This window comes from Chitinophaga sp. (assembly GCF_035564935.1).
Classification (GTDB): Bacteria; Bacteroidota; Bacteroidia; order Chitinophagales; family Chitinophagaceae; genus Chitinophaga.
Genome location: NZ_DATMTE010001129.1, coordinates 1 through 1517, shown reverse-complemented (window position 1 = coordinate 1517; position 1517 = coordinate 1). Strand labels below are relative to the sequence as shown.

General features: G+C 44.8%; 4 protein-coding genes. 3 read left to right on the top strand and 1 reads right to left on the bottom strand.

The features are described 5' to 3' along the window. Positions 1-246: 246 nt before the first annotated feature. The 3 genes from VN105_RS29285 to VN105_RS29275 are packed head-to-tail and all read left to right on the top strand — an operon-like array spanning position 247 to position 1383. Entirely contained in the window at positions 247-699 is a 453-nt protein-coding gene (locus VN105_RS29285) for an SRPBCC domain-containing protein (protein ID WP_325646963.1), read from the top strand. Next, positions 680-1006 (top strand): metalloregulator ArsR/SmtB family transcription factor, encoded by a 327-nt coding sequence (locus VN105_RS29280; RefSeq protein WP_325646961.1) that lies wholly within the window; start codon positions 680-682, stop codon positions 1004-1006. The genes VN105_RS29285 and VN105_RS29280 overlap by 20 nt, the downstream gene beginning before the upstream one ends. 11 nt (positions 1007-1017) lie before the next feature. Beyond that, the gene (locus VN105_RS29275) at positions 1018-1383 is read left to right on the top strand and encodes a nuclear transport factor 2 family protein (protein WP_325646959.1); all 366 of its coding nucleotides are present in this window, start codon (positions 1018-1020) and stop codon (positions 1381-1383) included. 3 nt (positions 1384-1386) lie between these two features. Here VN105_RS29275 and VN105_RS29270 read toward each other — a convergent pair. After that, a partial coding sequence (locus VN105_RS29270; RefSeq protein ID WP_325646965.1) for a KTSC domain-containing protein occupies positions 1387-1517 on the bottom strand: 131 nt, incomplete at its 5' end.

Here is a 1517-nt window from a genome sequence, read left to right as displayed (position 1 = left end):
TTTTTTAGGAAGATGATCAAATGTAGTAATAATTTTCCCGCATCATCCCAACACGTTATCTGCATTGTTCCTCTTATACGCTCGCTCCCGGCGCCGGCAATTTCTTCCCGGCGCGTGAGTTCATCTTATCGCCATTTAACAACTACCCAAAAACTGTTTTAATACTACCGGCGCTGAAATATTAAAGAAATATTTGTGTAACTCAAAAGTTACTTATATATTTGTGTAACTTAAAAGTTACCTATTATGGCAGAAACTATCAGGCATACATTTTTCTTTGCCCATCCGCCAAAAGCAGTCTGGGCATACCTTACGGAACCAGAACTGATGGCGCAATGGCTGATGAAGAATGATTTTCAGCCGATCATCGGATACGATTTCCAGTTCCGGACAAACCCCATACCCAGCCTCAACATCGATGGGATCTTCTATTGCCGTGTATTGGAAATTGTTCCTTTCAAAAAGCTATCCTATTCCTGGAAAGGCGGTCCCGGAGATGGTAAGATCACACTCGATTCCATTGTGGTATGGAAACTGCAGCCTAAAGATGATGGCACGGAACTCTTCCTGGAACACAGCGGGTTCTCCATGCCGGAAAACCTTGCTATCTACACCGGAATGACCGATGGCTGGATCGCCAATCTGCATAAAATGGCTGACCGTATAAACGCTGCAAATCATGACTCAACCCATACTTGATGTATTCCAGGTAATTGCCGACCCAAGCAGGAGAAAAATGTTAGGGCTGCTTTCGAAAGACAGCCTGACGATCAACAGCCTTGCAGAAAATTTTGACATGAGCCGTCCCGCGGTATCAAAACATATTAAAATACTGCATTCCGCCGGTTTCATCTCCATCCGCGACATTGGCCGGGAACGCTATTGCACGCTAAAACAGGACGGGTTTAAAGAATTGCAGGAGTGGATCTCCCACTTCGATAAATTCTGGGCATCGAAATTGAAAACGCTGGAAATGCTGTTGAATAACAAACATCCAAAAAAATAAAATAACCTATTATGGCAACACTAACAACACAGGAAGTAGCTGCCCGGTTCGACGAGCTCGCCCGGCAGGAAAAGTGGTTTGAAATCCAGGATGAGCTTTTTGCCGATAACGTAAAAAGCATAGATCCTTCACACTCTCCCTATTTCGGCTATGCGGAAGGCAGGGCAGCCGTCCGCAAAAAGGGAGAAGACTTTGTGAAAAGGATCACGGAAGTGCATCACCTTTACACCACTCCGTCCGTGGTGGGCGGCAATCACTTTTCCGTAGGCCGTGGCACGGATCTTACCGTGGAAGGCTTCGGAAGAGTGAAAATTGATCAGATCATGTTGTATGAAGTGAAAGACGGAAAGATTGTGATGGAGCAGTTCTTTTATTAAACCTTATACTTCCACAGCCTTGCTCACTTTACGATACACAAACTCATGGTAAATATGCCTGCGGCAAAACCGTCCCGGTGTATCAGAGTTGATCAGCTTAGTATACAACGTTTTGGGAACGTCGAAATATTCAT